The sequence below is a fragment of the Micromonospora sp. NPDC047756 genome (genome assembly GCF_055587245.1).
Map to the genome: position 1 here is coordinate 1,010,846 of NZ_JBVJGQ010000001.1, position 23,718 is coordinate 1,034,563.

Below are 23,718 nucleotides of genomic sequence, written 5' to 3' on the forward strand. Positions count from 1 at the left end.
CCGCCGCTGTCCGATCCCGGTCCGGGCTGATTCGGCCTACGGGCGGCGTGGGTAGGGTGATCGGGACGGACGGAGGCGATCATGACGGCTGACCACCCCTCGGCGCCGCACGGTGAGCTGCCCGGCGCTTCGACTGAGCCGGCGGAATCGATCCTGCTCGACGAGCCCAGCACCACCGACCTGCGGGCGAAGGTGACCGAGGCGTGGCGGGAGTTCGCCCGTGCGCTCGCCGTACGGCTGCGGGAACTTCCCGTTGGCGCCCACCTCGACGTGACCCTGGACCCCACCGCCTCCGGCACCGGGGACGCCGTCTATTCGATCAGTGTCGACGTGGACGCGGACCGGGTGTTGTCCGCCCGCGCGGTCGGCAACTCCACCCTGCCGGCGGGCTACCGACTGGATCGAAGCGCGGTGGCGGACATGGTCGCGCTCGGTTGGTCTCCGCCCGGGGTGGTCGCCGGCTCTGGCGGTTCCTTCGGGCTGAACGCCACGACGGCCGAGTCGACCCAGGTCGCCACCCTGCTCTCCCGCACGCTGCGCGACGTCTACGGCGCTCCGCACCCGGCATTCCTCGTCTATCTGGTGCACGACGCCGAGGGCGAGCCGTTGGCCGTGGAACCGCTGGGCACCGCCCGCAGCGAGTTCGGTCCCGACGCCGACGTCGAGGCGGACCTGGAGGAGGCGTTGGCCGAGGCGGCCGCCGCGCAGGTCGAGCAGGACGACGTGCTCGACCTGGCCGATCGGGTCCGAACCGTGGTCTCCACCATGTTGAAGTCGGACGCCGACCGGTTGCAGATCGACTCGGACGGCGACATCACCATCCGTGCCGGCTCGGCGATGGTCTTCGTGCGGGTACGCGACAATCCGCCCCTGGTGGACGTCTTCTCCCCGGTGCTCACCGAGGTGGAGCCGACCGAGCGGCTCTACGTCAAGCTCTCCGAGCTGACGAACCGGATGCCGATCGGCCGCCTCTACTGCGCCGACGACACGGTGTGGGCGTCCATCCCGGTGTTCGGCCGCAACTTCCAGGCGACCCATCTGATGCTGGCCGTGCAGGTGATGACCGGTCTCGCCGACGAGTTGGACGACCGTCTGCACGGCGAGTTCGGCGGCAAGCGGTTCTTCGGTGAGGGCGACAAGCCGGTCCGACGCGACGAGTCGGAGCACCGCACCGGCATGTACCTCTGAGTTTCGGTCAGGCCACGTCCAGCAGGGTTTTGCCGACCGTCGCGCGCGTCTCGATGGCGGCGTGCGCGTCGGCGGCGCGTTCCAGTGGGAAGCGCTGGCCGATGAGCGGTCGCAGGTGGCCGGCCGCCGCGTCCGCCAGGGCCTGTTCGGTGTACGCCCGCAGCCGGGCCGGTGGCACGTCCGGCCGGACGATGGTGACCTGCCGTGCCGTGGCGGCCTCTGGCGACACCGGGGACCACTCCCCGCTCGCCAACCCGAAGCTGATCATCCGGCCACCTGGTGGGAGCAGGTCGAAGGCGGCCCGGGCCACCGAACCGCCGACCCCGTCGAGCACCACGTCGACCCCGCCCGTCGCGGCGTGGACCTGCTCGGCCCAGTCGGGCAGCAGGTAGTCGACGGCCAGCTCGGCGCCCAGGCTGGGGAGCAGGTCAACCTTCCGGCGCCCACCGGCCGCGCCGATCACCCGGGCCCCGGCGCGGACCGCGAGCTGCACCAGCAGGCTGCCGACGCCGCCGGCAGCGGCTTCCACCAGCACCCGGTCACCGGGGCGGACGTCGACCGCCTCGATCAGCATGGTGGCGGTCCGCCCGTCGGCCAGCAGTGCCACCGCCTCGTCCAGGGCCAACCCGGTCGGCACCGCGATCGTCGCCGACGCGTCCACTGCCGCGCGTTCGGCGTAGCCGCCGGAACCTCCGGTGGCGCTGACCACCCGCCGCCCGGTCAGCGCCGGGTCGACGTCCGGCCCGACGGCCGTGATCACCCCGCCGACGCCGTTGCCGGGGATCAGCGGTGGGGTGAGGCGGAACGGGCCGGGGTGACCGGCGCGCAGTTGGGTCTCGACGAAGGTGATGTTCGCGTGTGCGACGTCGATCAGCACCTGGCCGGGACCGGGGGTCGGGTCGGGCGCGGTGCCGGGCACCAGCACCTCGGGCCCGCCGAACTCACGTAACCAGATCGCCCGCATGGCAGCCCCCTCGGCTCCGGTGGGCTGCCTCGCCCACTCGGGGCCAGTCCATCTCCTCAACCTGGGTTGAGGTCAAGAGGTGCCGGCGGACGGGCCGACGCCGGGCGACTCGACCAGCCGGGAGAGCACGATGGTGCTGCGGGTGGAGGTCACGAAGGACTCGGCGCGCAGCCGCTCCAGTGCCGCCTCCAGATGGGCGATGTCGGCGGCGCGCAGGTGCACGAGCGCGTCCGCCTCCCCGGAGACGGTGTACGCGCCGACCACCTCGGGGTGCCGGCGGGCGGCCACGCCGATCTGCGCCGGGGTGGTCCGGCCGGCGCAGAACAGCTCGACGAAGGCCTCCGTGGTCCAGCCGACGGCAGCCGGGTCAACGACGGCCGTGAATCCCCTGATCACGCCGGTGGCGCGCAGTCGGTCGACGCGACGTTTGACCGCCGGGGCGGAGAGTGACACCCGGGCACCGATGTCGGCGTAGGACGCCCGGGCGTCCGCGACGAGTAACGCAATGATCCGCTGGTCCACCGCATCTATCTGCAACGTTCCGCCTCTGGGAAGCAACACTTGTGGCTGTTTTCAACGTTCCACGGTACCTACTCTTGGTGACCGTGAACCAGCAGCGTTTCCCGCGAAAGCGGACATATCTCATGTGCTCGCCGGAGTACTTCGCGGTCGAGTACGCGATCAACCCGTGGATGGACGTGACCACCCCGGTCGACCGGGACCTGGCCGTCAAGCAGTGGGACCGGCTGCGCGAGACGCTTGTCGGCCTCGGCCACGAGGTGCACCTGCTCACCGCCGAGCAGGGCCTGCCCGACATGGTCTACGCCGCCAACGGTGGATTCGTGGTGGACGGCAGCGTCTACGGCGCCCGGTTCAAGCACGAGCAGCGGGCCGCCGAGGCCGCCGCCCACCACGCCTTCTACGACGCGCAGGGCTGGCGGTTCATCGCACCCAGCGAGACCAACGAGGGCGAGGGCGACTTCGCCTACGTGCCGGAGGCGCACGGCGGGCTCATCCTGGCCGGGCACGGATTCCGTACCGAGATCCCCGCGCACGCGGAGGCGCAGGAGGCGTTGGGCCGTCCGGTGGTGTCGCTGCGCCTGATCGACCCCCGGTTCTACCACCTGGACGTGGCGCTCGCGGCCATCGACGACGCGAATGTCGTCTACTTCCCGGGCGCGTTCTCCGCGGCCAGTCAGCGGGTGCTCACCCAGCTCTTCCCGGACGCGGTGATCGCCGACGACGAGGACGCGATGGCCTTCGGGCTCAACCTGGTCAGCGACGGCGCGAACGTGGTGCTCAACAGCGAGGCCACCCGCCTGGCCGGCAAGCTCAAGGCGGCCGGGTACACCCCGGTCCCGGTCGAGCTGGCCGAGCTGAAGAAGGGCGGCGGCAGCGTGAAGTGCTGCGTCGCCGAGCTGCGGCACTGACCCGCGAACGTTCCGGGGCCGGCCTCCCGCTGGGAGACCGGCCCCGAATCGTGCCGTCGGTGGGCCCGTTCAGCCCAGCGTGGCCAGCTCGTTGATCAGCACGTTCGACATGACCTGACCGTCGCGCTGGACCTCACGCAGGTACCACTTCTGCTGCGGGGTACGCGGCTGGTTGAACTGCCAGATGCCACGCGGGCTGTCGATCTGGCCGATCTTGCCCAGGGCCAGGTTGACCTGCTGCGGCGTGGGCTTTCCACCGGTCAGCTGGATGGCCTGGTCGAGCACCTGCGCCGCGTCGTACGACGCCATCGCGTACGTCGTGGGGGTGACCTGGTACTTCTTGCGGTACGCCGAGGCGAACACCCGGTTCGACGTGTTGTTCAGGTCGGCCGAGTAGTTCAGCGCCGTCTGGATGCCCAGCGCGTTGCTCTTCAGGTTCTCCAGCACGCTGCCCTCGGTGAGGAAGCCGGGTGCGTAGATCGGCCCGGCGAACTTCTCGCGGAGCTGCTTGATGAACTCCACCGCCGCCGCTCCCGCGAAGAAGCAGAAGACCGCTGTGGGCTTCTTGGCCAGCGCCTTGTTGATGTCCGAGACGTACGTCGTCTTGCCGGGGTTGGAGGTGGCGCTGGTGTAGGTCACCTCGTCGCGAATCCGGGGGTCCTTCGTGCCGAAGTCCTCCCGGAAGCCGCGGACGACGTCCGGGCTGCCGACGTTCTCCGGCACGATGATCGCGACGCGGCCGTTCGCGGGCAGCTGGTCACGCATGTAGCGGCCCAGCGCCTTGCCGGCCTCGTCGAGCACGTACGAGGTCCGCCAGATGTAGAAGACGCTCTGCAGGCTGCTCGGTGAGGCGTTGGAGCCGATCAGCGGGACCCGGGCCTGCTCCACGGTGTCCCGGATGCCGACCATGACCGCCGAGTTGACGACGCCGGTGAGCGCCAGCACGCCCTGCTTGAGCAGGCCCTCGACGGCAGCCTTGCCGGTCTTCGCGGTATCGCCCTCGTCGGCGGTCAGCAGCTCCACCGAGTGGCCGCCCAGCCGCTGGTCGTGCAGGTCGAGGAAGAGCTGGAAGCCATTGGTGATGTCATCGCCGATGCTCTTGAAACCACCGGCCTGCGGCGTGATCAAACCGATCTTGATCGGGCCCCGGTCGGCGGTCGGCTCGGCGTCACCGTCTGAGCCGCACGCGGCGACGAACCCGGTGGTTCCGAGCGCGGCCATCAGTTGGAGCGCCCGCCTGCGATTCATCTGCGACACCGAGTTCCTTCCACGGAAGCGTTGCAGGGCCGAACACCGCCCCAACGGCGTTCTACCTGGTCCGCGACGCTGCGTCAATGGCTAATGATCATCGTGCAGGGACCGCAACACGGCAAGGATCGGAGGCCAGGCGGGAGACTCCGGGTCGATCAGCCCGAAATGCTCGCATCCGGGCAGTTCAACAAGGGAGATATCGGAACCCGAGGCACGCGCCTCCGCGACGAAATCCCGGCTCATCTCCACCGGAACCTGATGATCGTCAGAGCCGTGAACGACTACCGTGCGTGTTTGTATCGGTACCAACATTCGTGGATCCGCCGCCGCGTACCGGTCCGGGACCTGCCCCGGGCCGCCGCCGAGCAGAGCGGCGACCGCGCCCGAGTCCAGATCCCGCCGGTACGCCTCGCCCAGATCGGCCACCGGAGCGAGGGCGAGCACTCCACCCACCGTCGCCGGTGCGGTGCCCGCCACGTACAGCGCCAGGTGGCCGCCGGCGGAGTGCCCGACCAGGATCGGCGCGGTCAGGCTCACCCGGCCGGGCAGCGCCTCGGCGGCCAGCGCCGGCAGCTCGGCCACCCCGGTCAGTACGTCGGTGAGGGTGCCCGGCCAGCCGCCTCCGGGCTGCCCGGTACGGCGGTACTCCAGCTGCGCCACCGGGTAACCGTCGGCGGCCAGGGCTGCGGCCAGCGGGCCGGTGTGCCGTCGGTCGTACTCGGCCCGCCAGAAGCCGCCGTGCAGGACGACGACCAGCGGTCGGGCCGGCCCGGTTCTCGCCGGGAGGCGCAGATCGGCCACCTGATCCGGGTGGTCCCCGTACGCCACGGTCCGGTCGGGCTCCGGCGCGGGCCGGGTCAACACGGCGCGCGGGTCGACAGGCATGGCGCGACGGTAGCGCGCCCCGCCCGGGTGGTTCAGCCCCGGTAGTCGGTCCCGGGCGGCATGGGTTGCGCCCGCTGGGTAAAGATGGACCCCATGACCGAAGCGCGCTCCGCTGGACAGAACGACGAGCCCGACGACTCCGGCCACTCCGGCACGGTGGTGGTGGTTGGTCCGGACGGCCGTCCGATCGGCACGATGCAGACCGACGAGGGTCAGGGCGAGGACCCGACCCGCCTGGTCGAACAGCCGGCCAAGGTGATGCGGATCGGCAGCATGATCAAGCAGTTGCTGGAGGAGGTGAAGGCCGCGCCTCTCGACGACGCCAGCCGCAGCCGGATGCGGGAGATCCACGAGCGGTCGATCGTCGAGCTGAAGGAGGGCCTCGCCCCCGAGCTCCGCGACGAGCTGGAGCGCATCTCGCTGCCCTTCGCCGAGGACAAGGCCCCCAGCGAGGGCGAGCTGCGGATCGCCCACGCCCAGCTCGTCGGCTGGCTGGAGGGTCTGTTCCACGGCATCCAGGCGGCCCTGGTGGCCCAGCAGATGGCCGCCCGGGTGCAGCTGGAGCAGATGCGCGGCGGCCGGCAGGCGTTGCCCAGCGGCCCCGGTGGGGTCGTCCCCGGGATGCCGGGCATCGGCCAGCCGGGCGGCGGCGAGGGCCACAACACCGGTCAGTACCTCTGACCTCAGTCCACCCCGAAGATCTTCTCCAGGTACGCCGCCACGCCGTCCTCGGTGTTCGCCGTCGTCACGTCGTCGGCGACCGCCAGGACGGCGCGGTGCGCGTTGGCCACCGCCACACCACGCCCGGCCCAGGTGAGCATCGGCACGTCGTTCGGCATGTCGCCGAAGGCCAGCACGTCTGCCGCTGCCACCCCGAGCTGGTCGCAGTACCAGGCCAGCCCCGCCGCCTTGGTCACGCCGGCCGCCGAGATCTCCACCAGCCCGGAGGACGACGAGTGCGTGGCCTCGGCCAACCCCGCCACCGCCGTGGCGATCAGCTCGGCGAAGGCATCCGGGTCCTGCTCGCCGGCTCTCGCGAGGAGCTTCACCGCCGGGACGGAGAGCAACTCCTCCGGCGTCTCGACCGGCCGGATGCCGCTGGCGTCGGCGTCCCAGCGCAGCGGGTAGTGCGCCTCGTGCCGCATCTCCCGGCTGTCCAGGATCTCCACGGCGAAGCTGATCCCGGGCACCTCGGCCCGTAGCCTCCGGGCCACCTCGGCCAGGTGGTGCGGGGCGAGCGGGTCAGCCCGCACCACCTCGTCGGAGAACGGGTCGTAGACCACTGCGCCGTTGGCGCAGACCGCGGGCAATGGTCGGTCGAGCTGGTCGTACACCATCTTGAGCCAGCGGACCGGACGGCCGGTGACCAGGACGACCGGCGTGCCTTGCGCGGAGATCCGCGCCAGCAGGTCGGCGGTGCGTGGGCTGACGGTGTGGTCGTCGCGGATCAGCGTGCCGTCGATGTCGGTGGCGATGAGGCGGGGTGTGTCTCCCATTACCGGGACAGTAGCCGGTCCAGATACACCGCCACCCCGTCGTCGTCGTTGCGCAGGGTCACCTCGTCGGCGACGGCACGCAGCTCCGGGTGCGCGTTGGCCACGGCCACCCGCGACCAGCCGGCCCACTCGAACATCGGCAGGTCGTTGGGCATGTCACCGAAGACCAGCACATCGGCCGGGTCGACTCCGAGGGTCTGCGCCACCACCGTCAACCCGGTCGCCTTGTCCACCCCGGGCGGGCAGATCTCGATGAAGCCGAGCCCGGCCTGGGTGAGTGTGGCGACCTGTGGCGAAACGATCCGGCGGGCCACCGCCAGCAGCTCGTCCACGTGATGGTCGGCGGTCCTGGCAAACGCCTTGATCACGTCGCAGGCGAGGCACTCGTCGCGGGTGCGCGCCTCGAAGCGGTCCTGGTACGGCCAGCTCTCGTGGTAGTCGCCCCACAGCGGGGCGTCGTGCTCGTCGGACGCCTCGACCATCACGGTCAGCGGGCCGACCTCCGCCTCCAGGTCGGCCAGGAGTCGGGTCAGCACCTCGGCGGGCAGCCGCTCGTCGCGGAGCACCACCGGGCCGCTCGGATCGCTCTGGTCGACCACCCGTCCACCGCCGGCCATCACCAGGAAGTCGGCGGCGCGGATGTCGTTGCGGGTCAACTCGGTCAACCGAGGGCCGCGTCCGGTAGCGCCGACCACCGGAATCCCGGCGGCGCGCACCCGGTCGAGCACCCCATGGGTGTACGCGGAGACGGTGTCATCGCTGCGGACCAGCGTCCCGTCGAGGTCGGTCGCGATCAACTTCGGTAGTCCCGGGCGGGTCATCGTTCCTCCTTCGCCCGCCGCCGTCGCACCACCAGGGTCAGGGAACCCGAGTCTCGGAGTGACGGCGGGTCAGCAACCGTACCTCGCGGAACGGGTCGCATCCATGACTTCCAGGCGAATCGGACGCCAACTCCCACCCACTCCCGGGCGGTGGGCGGGTGAAGGGGGGCCGGTCAGGGCTGGGGGTCGGGCCGGGCGAAGGGGGCGGCGGGGGTGACTGTCAGGTCGGCCGGAGACGGCAGGCCGTCCTCGATCGGGTCGGGGTCCCGGCGGCGGCGCCGGGGGCGCGGTGCCGGCGCGTCGCCGGGCCGGTCGTCGTCCGGTGGGCCGTCGAACCCGCCAGAGGGTGCGGCGGGGGTCAGCCGCAGGGCGGCAGCGAACAGCACACAGGCGACGAACGCCATCACCAGCCCACGGCCGTACTCGATCCGGAAGCCGTCCTCGAGCGAATAGAAGAAGTTCCGCTGACCGGGGTTGTCGAGGCCGGCCGTGGCGGCCACCAGCAGCACCAGCAGGGCACCGGCCAGGGTGAGGCCGGCCAGGCGGGCGTTCGGCCGTACGGCCGCCGTGCCGCGCAACGTCAGCGCCACGGCGCAGACCAGGGCGAGCAGCCCGACCAGGTAGCCGACCCCGAAGCCACCGACCTCGGACACCCCCGCGGGCACCTCGATCGTCGTGTTGCCCACCGGCCCGCCGTTCGGCAGGCTCATCACCAGCCACTCACCGACGAGCGAGGCGATCGCGGCCACCGCGCCCAGACCGGCGAGCAGCAGGGGCAGCCGGGGATCCTGCGCGAGGTCGGCCATCGTCCAGGCGAAGCGGCGTCGCCGGGCCGGCTCCTCGGCACCCCACTCGATCACCGCCGGGGCCTCGGAGCGGTCGCCCTGCCGCGGGATCGGAAGCTCCTCGGACATCGGCCACCCTTCCGCCGGTCACGGACCTGAGTCGCATCATGGCACAGCAACCTGGTGGTGACCGGGATCGCAGGGCTGGCGCGCGTGCCGGTCTGTCGCCCGAGGGTCGCCTTTCCGCTAGCGTTTGCCCCATGCCTATCCGTACCGCTTCAGCACAGTGGCAGGGCAATCTCACCGAGGGCGCGGGCACCGTCCGCACCGGTAAGGGCGGCCTGTCCGGCAACTACTCCTTCAAGTCGCGCTTCGAGGAGGGTGAGGGCACCAACCCCGAGGAGCTGATCGCCGCCGCGCACGCCGGCTGCTTCTCGATGGCGTTCTCCAAGGCGCTTGCCGACGCGGGCTCGACGGCCACCTCGGTCGAGACCACCGCCAAGGTGCACCTGGACAAGACCGACGCCGGCATGTCCGTCACCCGGATCGACCTGGAGACGGTCGGCCAGGTCCCGGGGATCGACGAGGCGGAGTTCCAGAAGCTCGCCGAGGCCGCCAAGGCCAACTGCCCGATCTCCCGCCTGCTCTCGCCGGGCGCCGAGATCACCCTCAACGCCCGCCTGGCTGCCTGAGCCAGCCGGCCCACACCGTACGCCCACGGAAGGAGCCTCCGCCCGACTCCGGGTGGTCGCTCCTTCCGTGCACGTGCGGGTGACGGTCGCCGTCGTCCAGCAGGGCCGGGCCGCGTGCCCCCGCGTCGGGCACAATGGGCGAGGTGCCGGTGGAGATGAGCCGTGAGCGCTTCGAGGAGTTGGTCGGCGAAGCCCTCGACGAGGTGCCCGAAGAACTGCTCGGCCTGATGAACAACGTGGTGATCCTGGTCGAGGACGACCCACCACCGGGAGAGGTCGACCTGCTCGGCCTCTACGAGGGGCACGCGCTCACCGACCGCGGTTGGGACTATTCCGGCGTGCTGCCCGACCGGATCTTCATCTACCGCCACCCGATCCTGCGGATCTGTGACAACGACGACGACGTCATCGACGAGGTGGCGGTGACGGTGGTGCACGAGATCGCCCACCACTTCGGCATCGACGACGCGCGGTTGCACGCGCTCGGCTGGGGCTGAGCCCCGCCGCTCGACGCCCGCCCACCCGCGCCACCCGAAAGCGCCGCGCCGCCCGTACGACGGCCGGTGCTTGCCGAGGTCGCCTACCGTCGGTGCAGCGAACGCGACCCTATTCAGGAGGCCCTTTCATGCGCAGCGAGCTGTTCTCCGCGGAGAATCTGGAGAAGGAGTCCGCGCAGCCCGGCATGCGGTTGCAGAACTCCAAGATGTTGAAGATCGAGCTCAACGGCGAGGCGATGGCCCGGGTCGGGTCGATGGTCGCCTACCAGGGGAATGTGCAGTTCCAGGCGTTGGGTTCGGGTGGCCTCGGCAAGTTCCTCAAGCAGAAGCTCACCGGCGAGGGCGTCCCGCTGATGAAGGTCACCGGGCAGGGTGACGTCTTCCTCGCCGAGCTGGCCAAGGACGTGCACATCATCGACCTGGAGCCGGGCGACGCCCTCTCCATCAACGGCAGCAGCGTGCTCGCCTTCGACTCCACCCTCCAGTACGACATCAGGATGGTCGGCGGCGCCGGGATGGCGTCCTCGTCCGGTCTCTTCAACTGTGTGTTCAGCGGCTACGGGCGGATCGCCATCACCACCAAGGGCACCCCGGTCGTGCTGAACGTGGACGCTCCGACGTACGTCGACCCCCAGGCCGCGGTCTGCTGGTCGGCCAACCTCCAGACCGGCTACCACCGGGCCGAACAGCTCGGCCTCGGCACTCTGCTCGGACGCCGCACCGGTGAGTCGTTCACCATGAGCTTCGCCGGTCAGGGCTTCGTGGTGGTGCAGCCGTCCGAGGAGCCGCCGGTCATGGGCAGTGGCCAGGAGCAGGAGGGCGGTCTGCTCGGCGGTCTGCTGAGCTGATCTACAACGGCGCGGGCGCTCCCGTTGCCTCGGGAGCGCTTCGCGCCGGTCAGGTCAACTCGCCGGTACGCAGGCGGGTCAACCACGCCGCCGCGTCGGCGTAGTCGACGTCGGAGAGGCCCGCCGGCGCGGGCACCGGGCGTTCGCCCGCCTCGGCCCACCGGTGCCGGGGGTAGGAGCCCAGGAATCGGACGTCGGCACAGACCCGGCGGAGCCCCTGCAACGCCTCGCCCAGGCGTACGTCGGCCACGTGGCCGGTGCAGTCCAGGAAGAAGACGTAGCGGCCCAACGCCTCGCCGGTCGGCCGAGATTCGATCCGGGTCAGGTTGACCCCACGGACGGCCAACTCCATCAGCACGGACAGCAGCGCGCCGACCCGGTCGTGGGCGATGAAGACCGCGAGCGAGGTGAGATCGTCACCGGTCGGCGGGGGCGGCGGCCCGGGGCGGGACACCAGCGCGAACCGGGTCACCGCGTCGGGGTGGTCGGCGATCTTGCCGGCGAGTGTGGTGAGTCGGTGCCGGGAGGCTCCGATCGGCGCGCAGATCGCCGCGTCGTACTCCCCCGTGCCGGCACCGGCGGCCGCCGCGCCGTTGGAGAGCACGTCGACCACCGTGGCGTCGGGCAGGTGGTTGCGCAACCAGCCCCGGCACTGGGTGGACGCCTGTGGGTGGGCCGCCACGGTCCGGATCGAGGTCAGTGGGGTGTCGGGGCGCGCGGCGAGCACGAACTCCACCGACAGGATCACCTCCCGGGTGATCACCAGCGGCTCGCCCTCGGCCATCTCGTCCAGCGTGACGCCCACCGCCCCGCCGATCGAGTTTTCCAGCGGCACCAGCGCGGCGTCGGCGTCGCCGGCGCGGACGCTGTCCAGCGCCTCTCCGACGCTGCGCGCGGGCGTACGGGTGCCGCGCTCGGCGGCGGGTATCGAGCGCAGGGCCTGCTCGGCGAAGGTGCCCTCCGGCCCGAGGAAGACGAAACGTGTCGGCGGTGTTCCCGGCATGACGATCAGCCTACGCACCCGGCCCGTTGGCCGGGCCGGCGTCGCAGGCGAGGGCGCGAATCCCGGCCGGGCTGGTGGCGCGTACCTCGATGGTGCAGACGTCCGTGCCGGCGGTGACCAGCACCGGGGAGCCGGGTTCGCCCCGGGTGACCACCTGGAGTTCCTCGTGCCCGGTCACCGTCAGCACTGTGAACTGCCAGTCGGCGGCGCAGAGCGGCCCGGTGCGGACCTGGACCCGGACGTTCGCCGGCAGCACCCCGGCCCTGCCGCGCAACAGTTGCAGCACCCGCTGGCCGGTCGGCCCGCTGCGGCAGGCCGTGGCGACCAACCCGGCGTCCGGGGTGGGCGTGACAGTGCCGAGAGACGGCGCGGTGGTCGGCGGGGTGGCCGGCGTGGTGCTCGGGCCGGACGGTGTCGGGGCTGCGGTGTGGGTGGGAACGCTGGTCGGCTCCGCCAGCCCGGGTGGGGCGCCACAGCCGGCCAGCGCCGCGACAGCGAGCGCGATCGGCAGGACCCGGGCGAGGTTCCGCGCCGGAACGCGGTCGGCTGCCCGGCCAGGAGCCGCCGGTGGGGGGTGGATCGTCGACCGCGGTGAGGGGGACGCGGGCGGGGGCGGGGTGAACGGCACGGGCCGATCCTCGGGACATCGGAGAATTCTTCGCGGCCGGGGTGGCCGAGCCCATCGTAGGGTGAGCGGCCGGTCGGGTGAAGGTCAACCGGTGACGCGATGCCCGGCCCGCTGGAGCGCGGCCGTGCCCTCGGTCAGCCGGACGGTCGGCACCAGCAGATAGTCGGTGTCGAACGTGGAGAACGTGACGGCACTGACCCGTGCCTCGGCGAGCGGGTCGACCAGCGCGGCCAGGCTGCCGGCGCCGACCGGCGTCACCGGGGCGGTGACCCGTAGGCAGCGCCAGGTCGTCTCCACCACGGCCGGTGCCGGCGCCCGCTCGGTCGGGCAGATCACGGAGATCCCGTCGGAGGTCCAGCTCACGGTCACCACGTCCGCCCCGCGCAGCCCACTCGACAGCGCGTACGGCAGGGTGGTGCCGGCGGCCAGCCGGCACACAGCGTACTCACCCGGCAGCAGAGCGATATCGAGCATGAGGGCACCCTACGGCTTCGTACGGACCCTCCCCGGCAACGCCGCGTGCGGCGAAGGACACACTGCGCCGCAGGTCAGACCTCGGAGAAGAAGGTCAGTGAGCCGGTGACAGTGCCGTCGGTGAGCACCGGGGTGGAGATCGCGTCGACTGTCGCGTCGGAGCTGTTCGCGGAGGCGGCCTGCACCCTGAGTAGCCCGCGGGCGAGTCGGCCGGAGGAGAGCGCCAGCAGCGGCGGAATTTTGTCGATCTCGGCTTCGGTCAGCTCGCCCCGGTTGGCGGTGAAGTCGAGCAGACGGAGCCCGCCATCGAGCAACGGTCGTCCGATCAGCCCGGCCGGCTCGCCGAGGCAGAGCAGCTCGCAACCGGCCGTGGAGATCGCCACCACCCGGGTGTCGGCGTCGATCAGCAGGCACGGCTCGTCGGCCCGGGAGACTGTCGACGACCATTGGCCGACGTTGTCGGACTCCGGCTCTGTCGAGGCCCGCACCGCCGGCACGAACGCTTCCGAGAGCGAAAGTTCGACGTGGGCCACCGCGCCTCCTATGTGCACCGATCGACTGTCCACGCTAGCGGGTCGCCGACGGAATCACCGAGCGCACCGGGTCACCGGGTGCGCGCAGCGTGAACCGAGGCGACCGGTGACGGCGCGGAGACCGGTGAGGTGAACGGGGGGACCGGAGCCGCGTGGCGTCGTCGGTGACGTTACCGGCGGTGGGCCGGCTTGTCAGCGGCCGTTCGGCCCTCGTCGTACCACCGGTAGTCGGCGGTTGGACGGTACGTGCCGTTCAGCCAGGTGCCCGGGTGCTGTGCGACCCGGGAAAGCTTCTCGGCGGTGGCGGGGCTGATCCGGCTGCCGCCGGCCACGAGCAGCCGGTCCAGTTCCCGGTGGGTGGCCATCAGGCAGTCCTTCGGAAGGCCGTAGACGCTGATCACGCCCGACCCGACGAAGGTCAGCACCGGTGTCACCGGAACGGGCAGCCCCACCGCCTCGGAGAGGGCCTTGCTGGCCCGCTTGGCGTCCCGGCGGGACTCGGCCACGTACGGAGGTCGCTTGCCGTTGATCTGCACCACGTCTCCGGCGACGAGCACCCGGGCCCGGCCGTGATCGGCGATGGTCACGGCGAAGAGGCCACTCGGCCCGATGGCGAGGAACCCGGCTCGGTCGTCCTGACCGTGGTCGAGCACGTCTGTCGCGTCGGTGCGCGGCCACTCGATCACGTGCCAGCCAGGCCCGAGGTGGTCGAGTTGGCTCAGTGCCCGTGCCCCGGCCGCCTCCAGGCGGCGTGCACCCCGCTCGGCCCGACGGCGGCGGGCCCATTCGAGCGGTGTCGGACGGACCGGTTCGAGAACCCCCGGCGCCTCGACGCGGGGGTGCGGCACCGCGACGGGCGGCAGTGCCCGAGCGGACGGTACGGCTCGTCGTGCGGGAAAGACAGTCATCGCGACCTCCGGCAAAAGGTCCCTCGAAGTTATGTCCTCACTACCCTACGTTGCCACTACGGGTGTTCTGCAAGCCGGAGCGCCGGAGTGACTGTGGATGAATGCCATATTCATCCACAGTTCTTTTCTCGGATGCCGCTAAACCCTGCCCTACGCTGCGGGAGTGACCCACTACGTCGACAGTGAAGTCGGCCGGCTCGGCACCGTACTGCTGCACCGGCCCGGCCCCGAACTGGCCCGGCTCACCCCGCGCAACAACGACTCGCTCCTGTTCGACGCGATCCCCTGGGTGGGGCGCGCCCAGGAGGAGCACGACGCGTTCGCCGCCGCCCTGCGCGAACGCGGCGTCGAGGTGCTCTACCTGGCCACCCTGCTGACCGAGACGCTGGCCGTCGCGGACGCCCGGGCCGAACTCACCGAGCAGGTGCTGCGCTCCCGACGGCTCGGCGACACGCTGCGCGCCCGCGTCGCCGACCACCTCTCCTACCTGGACCCGGCCGCGTTGGCCGACGTGCTCACCGCCGGGCTGGCCCACGAGGAGTTGCGGATCAGCTCCGAGCGGCCCGGTGGGCTGGTCTACACGCTGATGGACCGACACGACTTCGTCATCGACCCGTTGCCCAACCTGCTCTTCACCCGCGACTCGTCGCTGTGGATCGGCGACCGGGTCGGCGTCACCAGCCTGGCCATGCCGGCCCGCCGCCGCGAGACCACCCTGACCGACGCCATCTACCGCCACCACCCCCGGTTCGCCGGCACCGAGTTCGTCTACCGCCCCGGCCTGGAGCACCTGGAGGGCGGGGACGTGCTGCTGCTGGCACCCGGCGTCCTCGCGGTCGGAGTGGGCGAGCGGACGACCCCGGCCGGCGCGGAACGCCTCGGTCGGCAGGTCTTCGCCGCCGGCCTGGCCCACACGATCCTGGTGGTGCCGATCGCTCAGAAGCGCGCCACCATGCACCTGGACACCGTGTGCACGATGGTCGACGTGGACGCCGTCCTGATGTACCCCAACATCGCCAGCACGCTGTCCGCGTACACGGTGATCGCCGGCGGGGACGGTGAGGACCCACGGGTGGACGGGCCGGCGCCGTTCCTGCGGGCCGCCGCCGACGCGATGGACCTCGACCTGCTCCGGGTCATCGACACCGGACTGGATCCGGTCACCGCGGAACGCGAGCAGTGGGACGACGGCAACAACACCCTCGCGCTGGCCCCCCGGCTCTGCGTCGGCTACGAGCGCAACACGGAGACCAACGCCCAGCTGGAGCGGGCCGGCATCGAGGTGATCCCGATCGCCGGCTCCGAGTTGGGCTCCGGGCGGGGCGGACCGCGCTGCATGTCCTGCCCCATAACCCGGGACCCGCTCAGCGCAGGGTGAGCTGGCGGCCGAGCAGCCCCTGACGGGCGCGGCGGCCGGCGGCGTCGAGTGGGTCGGTGACGGTGAGCGCCTCGGAATACCGCTTGGCGAACTGCGCCACCGGCTCCTCCCACTCGGCGGCCGGGGTCTCCTCCGGCAGGTCCCAGACCGGCACGAGTCGACCGTGCGCGCGGAACATGCCGGCGAACTTGGTCTGCTCGCCGAGCGTCAACGTGCCGGCCGCGCCGAGTCGGGCCAGCGCGTCCAGGGCGGCGTCCTCGTCGTCCGGCAACACCCAGCGCACGTGGGCCTTCTCCGGGACCTGACACCAGTACGCGGCCTTCGCCGCGGTCAGCCGGACCGTCGGGTAGATGGCCGCGTTCGCCCGCTCCAGCGACGCCTGGACGGTCGGATCGTCGGCGGCACCGGGGTCGAGCCAGAAGTCGAAACCGTCGTGCATGGTGATGTCCAGCGGACCGTCCACGAGGATGTCCTGCAGCCGCGGCCCGGGGCCGGGCAGTGGGGGCACCGCCACCTGGCCACCCGGCTCGGCACGCAGCGCGCTGAGCAACGCGTCGGCCAGATCCCGCGACACGTCACCGGACTGCTGGTGGCGCTGGAGGCCGATCAGCACCCGGCCGTCCGGCTTGGTGATCGCCGGGGCGGCCATGGGCAGCACCGTGGCGAGCGTCGCCGTCCGGTCGCCGAACTCCTCGACCAGGGCGGGCGCCAGCCGCAGCGGGGCGGAGGCGGCGGGCACCAACTCGCGCAGCGCGATCCATTCGGACTCGTCGACCAGCCCGTCGAACGGACGCGGCACGAAGACGTCCCGCACCTTGTCGCGACGGGGGGTGGTGTCGGCGGCGGCGCGCTGGCTCTTTCGACGCTTACTCACGGCGTCACAGCCTAGAGCCCCGAGCGGTTCGCCGTGACCGGGACCCGCCCGAGTCGGCCTCAGCCCGCCGCCGGCACCAGGTCGGGCCGGGGTGCCGGCACCCGGTCGAACTCCGCCCAGACGCGCTGGCCCATGCCGTCCTGCTCGACGCCCCAACGGGTCGCCAGGCCGGCCACGATGTGCAGGCCGCGTCCGTCCGCCGCGTCCAGACCGGCCGTCCGGAGCCGTGGCCCGCTGCTCGCGCTGCCGCCGTCGGTGACCCGGAGCTGGATCAGTGTGCCCTCGACCGAGGGCCGCAGGTGCCAGGCGACCCTGATCACGCCGCCGGGCAGGGGTCTGGCGTGCCGCACCGCGTTGCCCACCAGCTCCGCGAGCACCGCGATCAGGTCCGCGAGGATCGTCGGGGGTACGACATTCGTCAGCTCGGCGGCGAGCCGGTGTCGGGCCAGCCGTGCGCCGCCCGGGTGGTGGGGAACCACCACGCACCAGGCCCGATCCCTCGTTGCCGCTGCCACCGTCGCCTCCACGTCGCGCCACCCCTGGTCAACCGCGTGGTAGCCGCACCTCTGCGACCGTACCGCCGCCGGTCCTCGGACGTAGGGATACCCATCCATTCTGTTGTTCAACGATCCGGCGGACGAGATAGAGCCCGAGCCCGGCTCCCGGATAGCCGCGCCGGTCGCCGGACTCGCCCTGCCAGAACCTGTCGAACGCCCGTTCCACGTGCTCGGGTCGGATGCCGATGCCCTGGTCGCTGACCCGGAACGCCACCAGGTGACCGTCGCCCGACGCGGTGATCTCGATAGGAGAGTCGGGTGCCGAGTACTTGCCGGCGTTCGTCGTCAACTCGGTCAGCACCGTGGCCAGGCTGGGCCGGTGACCGAGCGCCTTGGGCAGGTCGCTCGGCAGGCGCAACACCAGCCGGCGGCGCAGCTCCGCCGGCAGGTCGACGACGGCGGAACGCAGCGCCTCACCGAGGTCGAACGGGGTGGGAGGGTCGTCGCCCGGCCCCACCTCGGCCGCCGAGCTGAGCAGCCGGTCGACCAGCCGGGCCAGCTCGTTGGCGCGTTGCCCGATCACCCGGGCCGCCTGCCGTCGGTCGACGTCGGTCAGCGACTCCCAGTGGTCGGTGAGGGTGTCCGCGTACCCCTTGATGACGGTGACCGGGGTGCGCAGCTCGTGGCTGGTCACCGCGACGAACAGCTCGCGGTCGTGGTCGCGGCGCTGCTGGTCGGTGATGTCGCGGAAGGTGACCACCCGTAACGTTCCCGGGCCGGGCAGGTCGCCGGAGGTGATCCGCAGCCAGCGGCCGTCCGGCATCCGGTGGTCCCGAACCTGCCCGGAGGGTGGCAGCGGGAACGGCAGCGGGCGGCTCAGCGACTGCGCGACCGTCCGGCCGGTGACCTGGGCGGCGGCCGGGTTCCAGAGCCGGACGTGCCCGTCCCGGTCGACGACGGCCAGCCCGTCGGCGAGGGCCGCCACCACCGGGCCGTCGCCGTGCACCGGCAGGCCACCCTGGTCGCCGTACATGTGCCCGACGCAGGAGGCGAGGTAGGCGATCACCCCCTGCTGCTCGGCGCCGGGATCGTCGTCGCCCGGGTAGAGCGCGTGCAGGCTGCCGACGGTGTGACCGCCGATCTCGGCCCGGGAGACGACCATCCGGCGCAGGCCGCTGCCGGCCAGTTCGCCGGCCAGCTTGCCGTTGAGGTCACTCACCCGTGTCTGGCGTACCCGTGGCCCGGTGAGCAGGCAGACGGTGTCCGGGTCGTCGATCGCCAGTGGTCGGCCCAGGGCCCACTCCGCCGCGCCGGTCGCGGCGATGACGCGACCGCCGGTGGGGCCGAACTCGACGAACGCCATCCCGGCCGCGCCGAGCGCCGGCTGGGCCACCCGGAGAAGTTGGGTGAGGACCGGCAGGCCCGCGTCCCCAGAGTTGATCATCTCGATCACGACGGTGTGGCCGGCGAGGAGAGCGGGGAAATCGATACGCTCCGGCATGTGCCGAGTCTGCCCCGCCGGCCCGGTTTTGGGCACCCCCGCCCGGTCGATGGGTCAGCGGTCCAGCCGGGCGAGGGCGTACGCGGGCCGGTCGGTGATGATCCCGTCCACCCCGGCGGCCAGCACCAGCTCCAGGTCGGTCGGCTCGTTGATCGTCCAGACGTACACCTGGTTGCCGGCGGCGCGCAGCGCGGGCAGCAACTGCGGACGGGCCCGGACCAGGCCGATGCCCGGCCCGGCGATCCGGGTGCCGAACGGCAGCCGCCCCAACCGGAGCCAGCGCGGCAGCACCTCCAGCAACAGCACGGTGGGCAGCGTCGGGGCCAGCTCGCGCACCCGACGGACCGCCAGCGGGGAGAACGACATGACGGTGACCTGCACCGGGTCGTCCGGCGCGGGGTCGGCGAGGCCGTACCGGCGCAGCAGGCCGACCAGCCGCCGCTCCACGTTCGAGCCGTAGCGCGACGGGTGCTTCGTCTCCACCAGCAGTCGGACCGGCCGCCCGGCGGCGAGCACCGCGTCCAGGAGCCGGGCCAGGGTCAGCAGCCGGGTGTGTGACTCGTCGGGTGGCAGGTCGCCGTCCGGCGCGCTGCCCGGGTGCCACGAGCCGAAGTCCAGGGCGTCCAGTTCGGCGAGCGTACGCGCGCTGACCAGACCGCGACCGTTGCTGGTGCGGTCCAGTCGTCGGTCGTGCACACAGACCAGGTGCCCGTCGCGGGTCAGCCGGACGTCGCACTCCAGGCCGTCGGCGCCCTCGTCGAGGGCGCGCAGGTACGCGGCGAGGGTGTGCTCGGGTAGGTCGAACGAGGCGCCGCGGTGCGCGAAGACCAGTGGCCCGCCCATTGCGCCGGCCTCAGATGACCTGGCCGGGCTGCCCGTTCGCGTCGACCACCGGTCGGCCGACCGCGGCCCACTGGCGCATCCCGCCGTCGGCGTTGCGCACCTGCTCCCAACCGTTGTTGATCAAATAGGCGACGACCTGGGCGGATCGCCCGCCGGAGCGGCAGACGACCGCCACCTCCCGGTCGGTGGGCACCTCGGCCAGCCGGGCCGGCAGCTGCATCATCGGCAGGTGGTGGGCGGTGGGCGCGTGGCCGGCCGCCCACTCGTCGTCCTCCCGCACATCCAGCAGGTAGGTCTCGTCGGTGATCTCGGTCACGGGCACTGCGGGAACCTGGGGTCCGAACACAGGAAGCAACACTAGATCCTCGTGGCCCGGTTCGACACCGACCGGGCCGTCGGCACCGTCACAACCGGGTCACCCAGCGGGGGTTGGCCTGCGCCCAGGCCGGCACCCGGGTGTCGCGCAGCGCCTCGAACAGCCCGCTGCCGCCGTTGTCCAGCACCACGTACGACACCTCGTCGATGGTCTGCGGCGAGGAGGGCACCTGGACGCCGCGCATCCCGTCGGGCGGCAGCGCGCGCAGCGCGAGGAGCAGGTCCTCCAGGGGTACGCCGTTGGTGTCGACGGTCAACGAGCCGCCGACCGCCCGGAGCACCTGGTCCAGTTTGACGGGGTTGCTTCGCAGGTCCGCCCTGCCGGCGCTGTCCAGCATCGCCCTGAGCAGCTGCTGCTGGTGGTGCTGCCGGTCGTAGTCGCCGCCGGGCAGGTCGTAGCGCTGTCGGACGTAGTCGAGCGCCTGTGCGCCGTCCATCTGCTGGCAGCCGGTGGGAAAGACCCGGTTGGTGTGGATCGAGCGGACCTCGGTGTCCACGCACATCTCCACCCCGCCGAGCAGGTCGATGACCTTCCGGAAACCGGAGAAGTCGATCAGCGCGGCACCGTCGAACCGGATGCCGGTGAGCCGGTGCAGGGTGGCGGAGAGCAGTTGGGCGCCGGCCTGCCCGCCGCCGCCGTGCTCGTACGCGGCATTGATCTTGTCTTGCCCGCCGCCGAAGCCGTTCGCGGGCGGGATGGCGACCAGCAGGTCACGCGGGATGGAGACCAGGTACGCCTCCCGCTGCCCGGCGGGGACGTGCACGATGAGGATGGTGTCCGAGCGCTGGTCGGGGCCACTGTCGCCCGGGCGGCGGTCGGAGCCGACCAGGAGGTAGTTGAGCGGCCCGTCCAGGTCGGTGCGCTCGGTGCGGGCGTCGGCGTCGAGCAGTTGCTCCTTGGTCACCGTGCGGTCGTAGCGGTGGCTGAGCGTCTTGAGCCCGGCCACGGCGAGCCCGGCCAGCAGAACGAGGGCCAGGCCGATGCCGAGCAGGATCCGCGGCCCACGGGCGCGGGGCGACCGGGCGGACGGGGCCGCTCCGGCCCGACCCGCTGCGTTCCGTCCCCACCTGGACGTGACCGCCTCCCCGCAGCCGATACGTGAAACCCGTTCACGTCAGGCTACGGGCGGTGAGGAGGTCGTCGCTGGCTTTCCGCGACTCCCGGCCTCACTTGCGGGTGGAGATCACCTCGGGGTGGGTGAAGACGAACTCGGCGAGTTTGTCCTGCTTGACCGCCTGGAACATCGCCAGGGTCTCTTCGTTCAGGCCCTCGGTGTTGTTGTCGTTGGCGTTGAAGGTGCCGTTGTTGGTCTTGAGCATGGTCAGCTCGTTGCCGGTGACCCCGCGCATGGTGAAGATGAAGTCCTCGATCGGCACGCCACCGGTGTCGAGCACGAACGCCTTGCCCGCCGCCTTGATCAGGTTGTTCATCTTGGCCGGGTTGGACAACATCCCGCCCTCGGTGGCCTTCTTCGCCATCGCCTTGATCAGCTGCTGCTGGTTGGCCTGCCGGTCGTAGTCGCCGTTCTTGAGGGACTTGCGCTGGCGGGAGTAGTCGAGCGCGGCCCAACCCTCCATCTCCTGGCAGCCCTTCTTGTGCACCACCGGGGTCCGCTGCTTGCCGGTCTTCTTGGCGTCCGCGTTCCACATGGGCTTGCCGTCGACGTACGACATGTGCAGCGACTTGACCTCCTGGCTGACACAGATCCGCACCGTGCCCAGGGTGTCGATGACGTTCTTGAAGCCGCCGAAGTTGATGATCGCCGCGCCGTCGAAGCTGATCCCGGTGAGCCGCTTGATCGTCTGGGCCATCAGCTGGGCGCCGCCCTCCCAGCCGCCACCGTTGGCGGCACCGGCCTGGAACGCGGCGTTGATCTTGCCGGAGCCGCCGCCGTAGCCGCTCTTCTTGAACGGCGGGATCTGCGCCTCGGTGTCCCGGGGGATCGAGATCAGGTACGCCTGGTCGTGCGTGGCCGGGATGTGCAGGACGATGATGCTGTCCGAACGGACGTCGTCGGCGGCCCAGCGCTCCCGCGCGTCCACGCCGAGCAGCAGCATGTCGATCGGGCCGTCCAGGCTCGCGCCGCCCTCGGCGTCGGACTTGCCGGCATCACCCAGCAGGTTGCCCTTCGCGATGCCGCCGGTCGCCTGCCCGATCAACGCCTTGCTGCCGACGATGGCCACCCCGCTGCTCAGCATCAGCACGGCACCGAAGACGACGGTCAGCCGGGCCCAGAGCGGGTCCTTGCGCTTGGTCCGCTTCTTCGACCCACCGCCACCCGGGCGGTCGCCGCCACCACCGCCACCGCTACCGGGCGGACGCGAGCCCGGCCCGCCCCCCGAGGGGCGTGCCTGCGTGGGTATGGCCGCAGCGACTCGACCGCTGGGGGCGGCGGACCCGGAGGAAGAAGGGCGACGACTGGCCTGAACCGGCATGCGTGCTCCAGCTCGTGATCAGGAGGGGGCGGCACCACTGTACGTACATCAAATCGACTTGGCGAGTTCATCCCGGGTCAATCCGGACGTCGAATTTCGCAGACTCAGTCGATCGTCGCCGCTCGATGATCCGAACGGCTGGTGCCGGCCGGGCCGCGGTCAGCCGCCGTCGTTGCTCTTCGGCGGGTTCGCCTTGACCCAGTCGGCCATCGTGTCGGCGGACATGGCCTGGTACATCGCGAGCGCCTTCTCCCGGTCCGACACCACCACCGACTCGCCGTTGATGGTGTCGCTGCCCGAGTTCGGGCTGGTCACAAAGGTGAGGTTCTGGCCGCGCAGGTTTCGGAACTGCAGCGCCATGTCTGTAACCGAGAAAGTCTGGTCGACGGTTACGGCCGCGGTCACCGACTTGAGGAAATCGTTCAGCTTCTTCGGGTTCGCCAGCGTGCCGCTGCTGGCCGCCTTGTCCATCAGGGCTCGGAGGAACTCCTGCTGGTGCCGCATCCGGGCGAAGTCCCCGTCCGGGAACTGCTTGCGCTGCCGGATCCAGTCCAGGGCCTCCGCGCCGTCCATGTGGTTGGTGCCCTTGGTGAAGGTCCGGTACGGCTTGTGGATCGAGGTGATGGTGCGTTCCACCTTGAGGTCCACCCCGCCGAGAGCGTCGGTGACCTCCTTGAAGCCGCCGAAGTCGATCGCCATCACGTGGTCGATCCGAACGTCGGTGAAGCACTCCACGGTGCGTACCGCCAGCGGCAGCCCACCGAACGCGAACGCTGCGTTGATCTTCGCGCGTGAACCGGAGCCGCAGTCCGCGCCGGCGCTCTCCGGGATCGGCACGTACAGGTCCCGGGGGATGGAGACCAGGTAGGCCTCCTGGTGGTCGGCCGGAATGTGCATGACGATGATCGTGTCGGCGCGCCACTGACTCTTGCTGTCGACCGGCGCGTCCGCGTCCCGTGAGTCGCTGCCGACCAGCAGGATGTTCAGCGCGCCGTCGACGGTCTTGGCGGGCCGGCCACCGGTGATCTCCGCGAACGGGTCGGTGCGGGCCAGGTCACTGTTGAGGTTGCGGGCGTACAACCAGGCGCCGACGCTGCCGAGCAGCGCCAGCACCAGCACCGCGGCCCCGGCCACCAGGGCGATCCGGCCCCAGCGCGGTCCCGGGCCGCGCCGTCCCGACCCGCCGATGCCACCCGGGCCGCCAGGCCCGTTCGGCCCCGCCGGGCCGCCGGAGCGGGGCTCCTCCTCGTCGTACGACGGGTAGAAGCGCGCCTCGGTCGGACGGGCACGCCCGGAGGCGCCCCGATCGGGGCCGGGCACCGATGCGCGCCCGGCGCTGCGGTGCAGGTGCGGATGCGGGACGCCGGCAGACGAGGTCGCGGACATGTAATTCAGGGTACGTAGCGGGAGC

27 protein-coding genes are annotated in these 23,718 nt (G+C 71.5%); 7 read left to right on the plus strand and 20 right to left on the minus strand.

Annotated elements, in window-relative coordinates:
- The first annotated feature begins 81 nt into the window (after positions 1-81).
- Complete coding sequence (locus ACZ6NZ_RS04730; RefSeq protein ID WP_465855707.1) at positions 82-1,188, plus strand: T3SS (YopN, CesT) and YbjN peptide-binding chaperone 1; 1,107 nt, start codon at positions 82-84, stop codon at positions 1,186-1,188.
- A 7-nt stretch (positions 1,189-1,195) separates the two neighbouring features.
- Here ACZ6NZ_RS04730 and ACZ6NZ_RS04735 read toward each other — a convergent pair whose 3' ends face one another.
- Both ACZ6NZ_RS04735 and ACZ6NZ_RS04740 read right to left on the minus strand, forming a co-directional pair.
- Positions 1,196-2,152, minus strand: a complete 957-nt coding sequence (locus ACZ6NZ_RS04735; protein WP_465855709.1) for a zinc-binding dehydrogenase — start codon at positions 2,150-2,152, stop codon at positions 1,196-1,198.
- Between the two features lie 72 nt (positions 2,153-2,224).
- Positions 2,225-2,689: an Lrp/AsnC family transcriptional regulator gene (locus tag ACZ6NZ_RS04740; RefSeq protein ID WP_030331732.1), complete on the minus strand. Its 465-nt coding sequence runs from the start codon at positions 2,687-2,689 to the stop codon at positions 2,225-2,227.
- 59 nt (positions 2,690-2,748) lie between these two features.
- On the opposite strand from ACZ6NZ_RS04740, the gene ddaH reads away from it, so the two are divergent.
- On the plus strand, positions 2,749-3,582 hold the full coding sequence (gene ddaH / locus ACZ6NZ_RS04745) for a dimethylargininase (RefSeq protein ID WP_366610101.1): 834 nt from the start codon (positions 2,749-2,751) through the stop codon (positions 3,580-3,582).
- A 69-nt stretch (positions 3,583-3,651) separates the two neighbouring features.
- Here the strand turns inward: ddaH and ACZ6NZ_RS04750 are convergent, their stop codons facing one another.
- Together ACZ6NZ_RS04750 and ACZ6NZ_RS04755 are read right to left on the minus strand one after the other, a co-directional pair.
- Positions 3,652-4,839 (minus strand): ABC transporter substrate-binding protein, encoded by a 1,188-nt coding sequence (locus tag ACZ6NZ_RS04750; RefSeq protein ID WP_366610103.1) that lies wholly within the window; start codon positions 4,837-4,839, stop codon positions 3,652-3,654.
- A gap of 81 nt (positions 4,840-4,920) precedes the next feature.
- Positions 4,921-5,718: an alpha/beta hydrolase family protein gene (locus tag ACZ6NZ_RS04755; RefSeq protein ID WP_465855712.1), complete on the minus strand. Its 798-nt coding sequence runs from the start codon at positions 5,716-5,718 to the stop codon at positions 4,921-4,923.
- Between the two features lie 84 nt (positions 5,719-5,802).
- On the opposite strand from ACZ6NZ_RS04755, the gene ACZ6NZ_RS04760 reads away from it, so the two are divergent.
- Entirely contained in the window at positions 5,803-6,399 is a 597-nt protein-coding gene (locus ACZ6NZ_RS04760; protein ID WP_465855714.1) for a bacterial proteasome activator family protein, read from the plus strand.
- A 2-nt stretch (positions 6,400-6,401) separates the two neighbouring features.
- Here the strand turns inward: ACZ6NZ_RS04760 and ACZ6NZ_RS04765 are convergent, their stop codons facing one another.
- The 3 genes from ACZ6NZ_RS04765 to ACZ6NZ_RS04775 form a co-directional block, all read right to left on the minus strand.
- A complete protein-coding gene (locus ACZ6NZ_RS04765; RefSeq protein ID WP_465855716.1) occupies positions 6,402-7,214 on the minus strand; it encodes an HAD family hydrolase in 813 nt (270 codons plus the stop codon).
- Positions 7,214-8,035 carry an HAD family hydrolase gene (locus ACZ6NZ_RS04770; protein WP_366610109.1) on the minus strand — a complete coding sequence of 274 codons (822 nt, stop codon included), beginning with the start codon at positions 8,033-8,035 and terminating at the stop codon, positions 7,214-7,216. Before ACZ6NZ_RS04770 ends, ACZ6NZ_RS04765 begins: the two co-directional genes overlap by 1 nt.
- Positions 8,036-8,208: 173 nt before the next feature.
- Positions 8,209-8,949 carry a hypothetical protein gene (locus tag ACZ6NZ_RS04775; protein ID WP_465855718.1) on the minus strand — a complete coding sequence of 247 codons (741 nt, stop codon included), beginning with the start codon at positions 8,947-8,949 and terminating at the stop codon, positions 8,209-8,211.
- 131 nt (positions 8,950-9,080) lie between these two features.
- Between ACZ6NZ_RS04775 and ACZ6NZ_RS04780 the strand changes: the two genes are divergently transcribed.
- The 3 genes from ACZ6NZ_RS04780 (at position 9,081) to ACZ6NZ_RS04790 (ending at position 10,857) form a co-directional block, all read left to right on the plus strand.
- Positions 9,081-9,512: an OsmC family protein gene (locus tag ACZ6NZ_RS04780; protein WP_366610113.1), complete on the plus strand. Its 432-nt coding sequence runs from the start codon at positions 9,081-9,083 to the stop codon at positions 9,510-9,512.
- Between the two features lie 149 nt (positions 9,513-9,661).
- Positions 9,662-10,009: a metallopeptidase family protein gene (locus ACZ6NZ_RS04785; RefSeq protein ID WP_366610277.1), complete on the plus strand. Its 348-nt coding sequence runs from the start codon at positions 9,662-9,664 to the stop codon at positions 10,007-10,009.
- Between the two features lie 128 nt (positions 10,010-10,137).
- Positions 10,138-10,857 carry an AIM24 family protein gene (locus tag ACZ6NZ_RS04790; protein ID WP_465855720.1) on the plus strand — a complete coding sequence of 240 codons (720 nt, stop codon included), beginning with the start codon at positions 10,138-10,140 and terminating at the stop codon, positions 10,855-10,857.
- A 49-nt stretch (positions 10,858-10,906) separates the two neighbouring features.
- On the opposite strand, the gene pheA is transcribed toward ACZ6NZ_RS04790, so the two are convergent.
- The 5 genes from pheA to ACZ6NZ_RS04815 all read right to left on the minus strand — a co-directional run bounded on the left by pheA (position 10,907) and on the right by ACZ6NZ_RS04815 (position 14,403).
- Positions 10,907-11,860, minus strand: coding sequence for a prephenate dehydratase (gene pheA, locus ACZ6NZ_RS04795; RefSeq protein WP_465855722.1), 954 nt, complete (start codon positions 11,858-11,860; stop codon positions 10,907-10,909).
- Between the two features lie 10 nt (positions 11,861-11,870).
- Positions 11,871-12,488, minus strand: coding sequence for a hypothetical protein (locus ACZ6NZ_RS04800; RefSeq protein WP_465855724.1), 618 nt, complete (start codon positions 12,486-12,488; stop codon positions 11,871-11,873).
- 84 nt (positions 12,489-12,572) lie between these two features.
- Positions 12,573-12,962: an ACT domain-containing protein gene (locus ACZ6NZ_RS04805; RefSeq protein WP_465855726.1), complete on the minus strand. Its 390-nt coding sequence runs from the start codon at positions 12,960-12,962 to the stop codon at positions 12,573-12,575.
- Between the two features lie 74 nt (positions 12,963-13,036).
- Entirely contained in the window at positions 13,037-13,495 is a 459-nt protein-coding gene (locus ACZ6NZ_RS04810; protein ID WP_355004481.1) for a hypothetical protein, read from the minus strand.
- A gap of 170 nt (positions 13,496-13,665) precedes the next feature.
- Positions 13,666-14,403, minus strand: a complete 738-nt coding sequence (locus ACZ6NZ_RS04815) for a hypothetical protein (protein ID WP_465855728.1) — start codon at positions 14,401-14,403, stop codon at positions 13,666-13,668.
- Positions 14,404-14,566: 163 nt separating this feature from the next.
- On the opposite strand from ACZ6NZ_RS04815, the gene ACZ6NZ_RS04820 reads away from it, so the two are divergent.
- The gene (locus ACZ6NZ_RS04820) at positions 14,567-15,781 is read left to right on the plus strand and encodes an arginine deiminase (RefSeq protein WP_465855730.1); all 1,215 of its coding nucleotides are present in this window, start codon (positions 14,567-14,569) and stop codon (positions 15,779-15,781) included.
- Here the strand turns inward: ACZ6NZ_RS04820 and ACZ6NZ_RS04825 are convergent.
- From ACZ6NZ_RS04825 to ACZ6NZ_RS04860, 8 genes are all read right to left on the minus strand, one after another.
- A complete protein-coding gene (locus tag ACZ6NZ_RS04825) occupies positions 15,768-16,655 on the minus strand; it encodes a DUF5926 family protein (RefSeq protein ID WP_465855732.1) in 888 nt (295 codons plus the stop codon). The genes ACZ6NZ_RS04820 and ACZ6NZ_RS04825 overlap by 14 nt on opposite strands.
- 59 nt (positions 16,656-16,714) lie before the next feature.
- Positions 16,715-17,137, minus strand: coding sequence for an ATP-binding protein (locus ACZ6NZ_RS04830; RefSeq protein WP_465855949.1), 423 nt, complete (start codon positions 17,135-17,137; stop codon positions 16,715-16,717).
- A 61-nt stretch (positions 17,138-17,198) separates the two neighbouring features.
- The gene (locus ACZ6NZ_RS04835; RefSeq protein ID WP_465855734.1) at positions 17,199-18,653 is read right to left on the minus strand and encodes a PAS domain-containing sensor histidine kinase; all 1,455 of its coding nucleotides are present in this window, start codon (positions 18,651-18,653) and stop codon (positions 17,199-17,201) included.
- Between the two features lie 54 nt (positions 18,654-18,707).
- The gene (locus ACZ6NZ_RS04840) at positions 18,708-19,496 is read right to left on the minus strand and encodes a glycerophosphodiester phosphodiesterase (protein ID WP_366610130.1); all 789 of its coding nucleotides are present in this window, start codon (positions 19,494-19,496) and stop codon (positions 18,708-18,710) included.
- Positions 19,497-19,506: 10 nt separating this feature from the next.
- On the minus strand, positions 19,507-19,842 hold the full coding sequence (locus tag ACZ6NZ_RS04845; protein ID WP_465855736.1) for a rhodanese-like domain-containing protein: 336 nt from the start codon (positions 19,840-19,842) through the stop codon (positions 19,507-19,509).
- Positions 19,843-19,900: 58 nt separating this feature from the next.
- Positions 19,901-20,776, minus strand: coding sequence for an LCP family protein (locus ACZ6NZ_RS04850; protein ID WP_465855738.1), 876 nt, complete (start codon positions 20,774-20,776; stop codon positions 19,901-19,903).
- Positions 20,777-21,038: 262 nt separating this feature from the next.
- Complete coding sequence (locus ACZ6NZ_RS04855; protein ID WP_465855740.1) at positions 21,039-22,307, minus strand: LCP family protein; 1,269 nt, start codon at positions 22,305-22,307, stop codon at positions 21,039-21,041.
- A gap of 159 nt (positions 22,308-22,466) precedes the next feature.
- Positions 22,467-23,693 carry an LCP family protein gene (locus tag ACZ6NZ_RS04860; protein WP_465855742.1) on the minus strand — a complete coding sequence of 409 codons (1,227 nt, stop codon included), beginning with the start codon at positions 23,691-23,693 and terminating at the stop codon, positions 22,467-22,469.
- Between the last annotated feature and the right edge of the window lie 25 nt (positions 23,694-23,718).

Excerpts from the sequence above, each read along its gene's own strand:
- ACZ6NZ_RS04730 (WP_465855707.1), top strand. The coding sequence starts at position 82 with ATGACGGCTGACCACCCCTCGGCGCCGCACGGTGAGCTGCCCGGCGCT.
- ACZ6NZ_RS04735 (WP_465855709.1), bottom strand. The coding sequence starts at position 2,152 with ATGCGGGCGATCTGGTTACGTGAGTTCGGCGGGCCCGAGGTGCTGGTG.
- ACZ6NZ_RS04755 (WP_465855712.1), bottom strand. The coding sequence starts at position 5,718 with ATGCCTGTCGACCCGCGCGCCGTGTTGACCCGGCCCGCGCCGGAGCCC.
- ACZ6NZ_RS04760 (WP_465855714.1), top strand. The coding sequence starts at position 5,803 with ATGGACCCCATGACCGAAGCGCGCTCCGCTGGACAGAACGACGAGCCC.
- ACZ6NZ_RS04765 (WP_465855716.1), bottom strand. The coding sequence starts at position 7,214 with ATGGGAGACACACCCCGCCTCATCGCCACCGACATCGACGGCACGCTG.
- ACZ6NZ_RS04770 (WP_366610109.1), bottom strand. The coding sequence starts at position 8,035 with ATGACCCGCCCGGGACTACCGAAGTTGATCGCGACCGACCTCGACGGG.
- ACZ6NZ_RS04775 (WP_465855718.1), bottom strand. The coding sequence starts at position 8,949 with ATGTCCGAGGAGCTTCCGATCCCGCGGCAGGGCGACCGCTCCGAGGCC.
- ACZ6NZ_RS04780 (WP_366610113.1), top strand. The coding sequence starts at position 9,081 with ATGCCTATCCGTACCGCTTCAGCACAGTGGCAGGGCAATCTCACCGAG.
- ACZ6NZ_RS04790 (WP_465855720.1), top strand. The coding sequence starts at position 10,138 with ATGCGCAGCGAGCTGTTCTCCGCGGAGAATCTGGAGAAGGAGTCCGCG.
- pheA (WP_465855722.1), bottom strand. The coding sequence starts at position 11,860 with ATGCCGGGAACACCGCCGACACGTTTCGTCTTCCTCGGGCCGGAGGGC.
- ACZ6NZ_RS04805 (WP_465855726.1), bottom strand. The coding sequence starts at position 12,962 with ATGCTCGATATCGCTCTGCTGCCGGGTGAGTACGCTGTGTGCCGGCTG.
- ACZ6NZ_RS04815 (WP_465855728.1), bottom strand. The coding sequence starts at position 14,403 with ATGACTGTCTTTCCCGCACGACGAGCCGTACCGTCCGCTCGGGCACTG.
- ACZ6NZ_RS04835 (WP_465855734.1), bottom strand. The coding sequence starts at position 18,653 with ATGCCGGAGCGTATCGATTTCCCCGCTCTCCTCGCCGGCCACACCGTC.
- ACZ6NZ_RS04840 (WP_366610130.1), bottom strand. The coding sequence starts at position 19,496 with ATGGGCGGGCCACTGGTCTTCGCGCACCGCGGCGCCTCGTTCGACCTA.
- ACZ6NZ_RS04855 (WP_465855740.1), bottom strand. The coding sequence starts at position 22,307 with ATGCCGGTTCAGGCCAGTCGTCGCCCTTCTTCCTCCGGGTCCGCCGCC.
- ACZ6NZ_RS04860 (WP_465855742.1), bottom strand. The coding sequence starts at position 23,693 with ATGTCCGCGACCTCGTCTGCCGGCGTCCCGCATCCGCACCTGCACCGC.